The sequence below is a fragment of the Micromonospora sp. NPDC047753 genome (assembly GCF_040642735.1).
GTDB lineage: Bacteria > Actinomycetota > Actinomycetes > Mycobacteriales > Micromonosporaceae > Micromonospora.
In genome coordinates this window covers 1-4,383 of the sequence record NZ_JBEYSL010000530.1, presented here as the reverse complement: position 1 = coordinate 4,383, position 4,383 = coordinate 1, and the positions used below count along the sequence as shown (strand labels likewise).

4 protein-coding genes are annotated in these 4,383 nt (G+C 68.4%); 2 read left to right on the top strand and 2 right to left on the bottom strand.

From position 1 onward, the window contains the following. Positions 1-95: 95 nt before the first annotated feature. Positions 96-656: a hypothetical protein gene (locus ABZ749_RS30180; protein WP_357233739.1), complete on the bottom strand. Its 561-nt coding sequence runs from the start codon at positions 654-656 to the stop codon at positions 96-98. 110 nt (positions 657-766) lie between these two features. Between ABZ749_RS30180 and ABZ749_RS30175 the strand changes: the two genes are divergently transcribed. Continuing rightward, positions 767-1,135 carry a VOC family protein gene (locus ABZ749_RS30175; RefSeq protein WP_357233737.1) on the top strand — a complete coding sequence of 123 codons (369 nt, stop codon included), beginning with the start codon at positions 767-769 and terminating at the stop codon, positions 1,133-1,135. A 223-nt stretch (positions 1,136-1,358) separates the two neighbouring features. Further along, on the top strand, positions 1,359-3,479 hold the full coding sequence (locus ABZ749_RS30170) for a ThuA domain-containing protein (RefSeq protein WP_357233735.1): 2,121 nt from the start codon (positions 1,359-1,361) through the stop codon (positions 3,477-3,479). Between the two features lie 80 nt (positions 3,480-3,559). On the opposite strand, the gene ABZ749_RS30165 is transcribed toward ABZ749_RS30170, so the two are convergent. After that, positions 3,560-4,383 (bottom strand): M14 family metallopeptidase (locus tag ABZ749_RS30165; protein WP_357233733.1); only part of this gene is annotated, 824 nt, incomplete at its 5' end.

Genomic DNA, 4,383 nt, shown 5'->3' with positions numbered 1-4,383 from the left:
CGATCTTCTTCCCTAGACAAGAGGAATGATCGACCAAGGGCTGTCCCCATGATCAGCCGGGGTCGATGCCACCGCCCCGCAGGTTAAAGATCAAGTTAGTGGTCGTTCAGCATGAAGAAGAGCGTCTGATGCTCGACGTCGAGGAATCCGACGCGCCATCGTGTCGACGGATTCCCCTCGTTGTACAACGTGCTGTGCAGCCATGTCGGCGCGGTCGGCAGAAAGGGCACGAGGGCCGACCAGGCGTCCGTGGGCTTGCTGGAGTGGGACAGTTCATCCAGGTTGACGGAGGACCAGGGCCGAAATTCGTACCGCTCTGCCAACGCTCTGGTGTCTTCCGGCCGCAGCTTGATCACACCCTGGTACGCCCAGTCCGTCGGGCCGGGCGCTCGGGAACACGGATTGCCGCTGGCACGCAACTGCCAGTGGATCTCGAGGTAATCGCCGAGGTCCGGCATCTCCTCTGGCGGATCCCAGCGGTCGGTCCGAACTTTCGCCTCGGCGACCTGCAACGACTTCTGGCACGAACGCAGGTCGGCAGGATCATCTCGGACGGCCAGGATTCCGGCCGCGACGCACCCGCCGGCCACCAGCACCATCGTGGCAACCGTGACGAGGGCGACCACCAGCACCGGCCTGCGCGTCTTCATGGTCATCAGACTAGGGGCCCAGGACCACCCGTCGCCGCGCCAGGACCGGAGTGCGCGGTCAGGGTCATGTCAGGCGGATAATCGAGCGGGCCGAGACGTCTGAGCTGGAGGTCCGCGTGCGCGTGATCCGTATTCTCCCCAACCTTCCGGTGGCTGACATCGGCGCCGCTAAGGGTTTCTACACCGACTTCCTCGGTCTCGGCACCGAGGAGTTCAACCTCGGCTGGGTGGCCCGCTACACCTCGCCTGACGCCGACAATGGCGTCGGGGCCGCCGCCGTGCAGCTCGTCTCCGGCGACGCGACCGCACCCGAGGACTCGGTCATCAGCGTGCAGGTGGATGACGTGGACGGCGCCTATGCGGAGGCACAGCGGCTCGGCTACGAGATCGTGCACCCGCTGACCACCGAGCCGTGGGGCGTGCGCAGGTTCTTCGTCCGCGCTCCGGACGGCAACGTCATCAACGTGGCGGCTCACCGCTCCTGAGGAAACCCGGGCCATCCCAAGGGATTGACCCTCACTGGCGCCCGTTGTTAACTGCACATCAACGATGTGGATCGATGTTCATCCGGTTGCCGTCAACCCGGCACGGTGACGCCGCTCCGCGTTGTCTCGACATCGCCCTCGTTTCGGCGGACGCGGGCACACCGGGGCACTTCCCGGGGTGCGAGACCTGCATCCGCACGACGATCCAGAGGAGATCGTGTCGATGAAGTTGACTCCGCTCGCCGCCGCCGTCGTCACCGGACTCACCCTCGCCGCCGGCGCGGCGACGGTGACCTCGGCCCCTGCCGAGGCCGCACCGTTGGGCAAGGTCCTGGTCTTCTCCAAAACCGCCGGCTTCCGGCATTCCTCCATCCCCAACGGCATCGCCGCCATCCAGCAGCTCGGCGCGGCGAACGGCTTCACAGTCACCGCCACCGAGGACGCGGCGACCTTCACCACCGCCAACCTCGCCCAGTACCAGGCGGTGGTCTTCCTCAGCACCACCGGGGACGTGCTCAACGCCGGCCAGCAGGGTGCCTTCGAGGCGTACGTGGGCGCCGGCGGGGGTTTCGTCGGAGTGCACGCCGCCGCGGACACCGAGTACGACTGGCAGTGGTACGGCGGGCTGGTCGGCGGGTACTTCGCCTCGCACCCGGCCACCCAGCAGGCGACAGTGCGGGTCGAGGACCGGGCCAACGTCTCGACCGCGCACCTGCCGTCGACCTGGACCCGCACCGACGAGTGGTACAACTACCGAACCAACCCCCGCTCGGCGGTCAAGGTGCTGGCCAACCTCGACGAGTCGTCGTACACCGGCGGGTCGATGGGCGGTGATCACCCGATCACCTGGTGCCACAGTTACGGCGGCGGACGCTCCTGGTACACCGGCCTCGGCCACACCGAGCAGAGCTACACCGACCCGAACTTCACCCGGATGCTGCTGGGCGGCATCCAGGTGGCGGCGGGCGCGGTGGCGGCCGACTGCCGGCCGGAGCCCGGCTACACCCCGCTGTTCGACGGCACCCAGGCCAGCCTCGGGCAGTGGCGACAGGCGGGGCCGGGCGGCTTCACCCTGGCCGACGGCACCCTCACGTCGAACGGTGGCATGGGGTTGCTCTGGTACCCGGTGCGTACCTTCGCCAACTACTCGCTCAAGGTCGACTGGATGATGCCGGGCGACGACAACGGTGGAGTCTTCATCGGGTTCCCCGATCCGCAGGGCGACCCATGGGGCCCGGTCGCCGCCGGTCACGAGATCCAGATCGACGCCACCGACGGCGACCCGACGCGCACCACCGGCAGCGTCTACAGCTTCCAGGCACCCAACCAGGCCGTCCGCGCGGCGGCGCTCAACCCACCCGGCTCCTGGAACACCTACGAGATCGGCGTGCACGGCCAGCGGGTCGAGATCTGGCTCAACGGCGTCAAGATCAACGATTACGTCAGCAGCCGGGCCATCGCCAACGGCTACATCGGGTTGCAGAACGACGGCGCCGGAATGGACATCAACTATCGCAACGTGCGGGTCAGGACCGACGGCCCGAGTGAGCCGCCCGCCACCGACCTGGCCCAGGGCCGGCCGGTGACGGCGTCCAGCGTCGAGCCGGGCAGCGCGCACGCGGCGGCCAACGCCGTGGACGGCAACACGACCACCCGCTGGGGCAGCGCGTACGCCGACCCGCAGTGGATCACCGTCGACCTGGGAGCCTCGTACGCGATCAACCGGGTTCGGCTGGCCTGGGAGACGGCCCACGCGCGGGCGTACCAGGTCCAGGTGTCGCCGGACAACGCCACCTGGTCGCCGGTGTCCACCACGACCACCGGCGACGGCGGCGTCGACGACCTCACCGTCACCGGCACCGGCCGCTACCTGCGGGTGTACGGCACCCAACGCGCCACCCAGTGGGGCTACTCGCTGTGGGACCTCAACGTCTACGGCACCGCGGCCGGCAGCACCCTGCTCTCCCGGGGCAGGCCGGTCACTAGTTCCAGCGTGGAGCCGGGGAGCACGCACGTGGCGGGCAACGCCGTGGACGGCATCACGACCACCCGCTGGGGCAGCGCGTACGCCGACCCGCAGTGGATCTCGGTGGACCTCGGCGCGTCCCGCACCCTCGACCGGGTCCGGCTGACCTGGGAGGCGGCGTACGCGCGGGCGTACCAGATCCAGGTCTCCCCGGACAACGCCACCTGGTCACCGGTGCACACCACGACCACGGGCGACGGCGGTGTGGACGACATCGCCGTCTCGGCGACCGGTCGCTACCTACGTGTCCAGGGCACCCAGCGGGCTCTGCCCGCGTACGGCTATTCGCTGTGGGAGCTGGAGGTGTACGGCCGCTGAGCGGCGTGACGTGTTCATGCAGAGGTTGCCCCGTCGGCGCGGGTGGTCCGCACCGACGGGGCATCGATTGCCGCGGGGCGCTACCTCTTGGCGATTCTGATCGTCGCGGTGCGGTAGTTGTTGCGCTTGTCGTTCTTCGTCGGGTCGTAGTTCTTCTCGATGTTGCCGGCGCTGTCGACCGAGAACCAGCGGAACGTCGTCGTCTCGGTCACGTGGAACACCTGCCCCGGCTCACGGAACTCGGTCGCCGCGTAGCGGGGCGACTCGAGCGTGGGCCGGCTGCCGTCGGTCGTGTAGTAGATGGTGGCCGGCTCGCTGGTCTCGAAGCGCACGTCGACAGGCCCGGAGTAACGCCCCGCGCCGGGGACCAGCTGGGACGTCGGGTTCTTGTTGTCCCTGCCCCAGTCCGCCGCGACCCGGAACATCTCCATGATCCCGTTGGCGTACTCCATGGTCTCGGCGTGGCCACTGACCAGCTCGGGGTTCCCGTCCCACTCCGGCTGGAACGAACCGCCCTGCCAGTCACCGGTGGCCGGGTTGTAGACGGAGCCCCCGACCTCCCAGCCGAACGCGTAGATCCCGTAGGTGTGGTAAAGGTCCTCGCGTACGTTGCCCGCTGAGGAGTACAGGACGTCGGACGAGCCGCCGACGTTCTCCGGCGTGACGACGGTTTCCCGGTGGGCCTTGACCTGGGACAGGATCCGGGCGGCAGACTGCCAGTAGAACGCCTCGTCACCCAGCGGCGGGCGCGGCGTGGTGATCCGGCCGTCCGCGATGTAGGCGCCGGGCTGCCAGAAGAGCTGGCCGCCGTTGGAGTGCACCGACATCATGAACTTGATGTTCTTGTACTTCTCGACCAGCCAGATGATGTTCTTCGACTCGGGCTCGGACAGCTCCTCCGGCC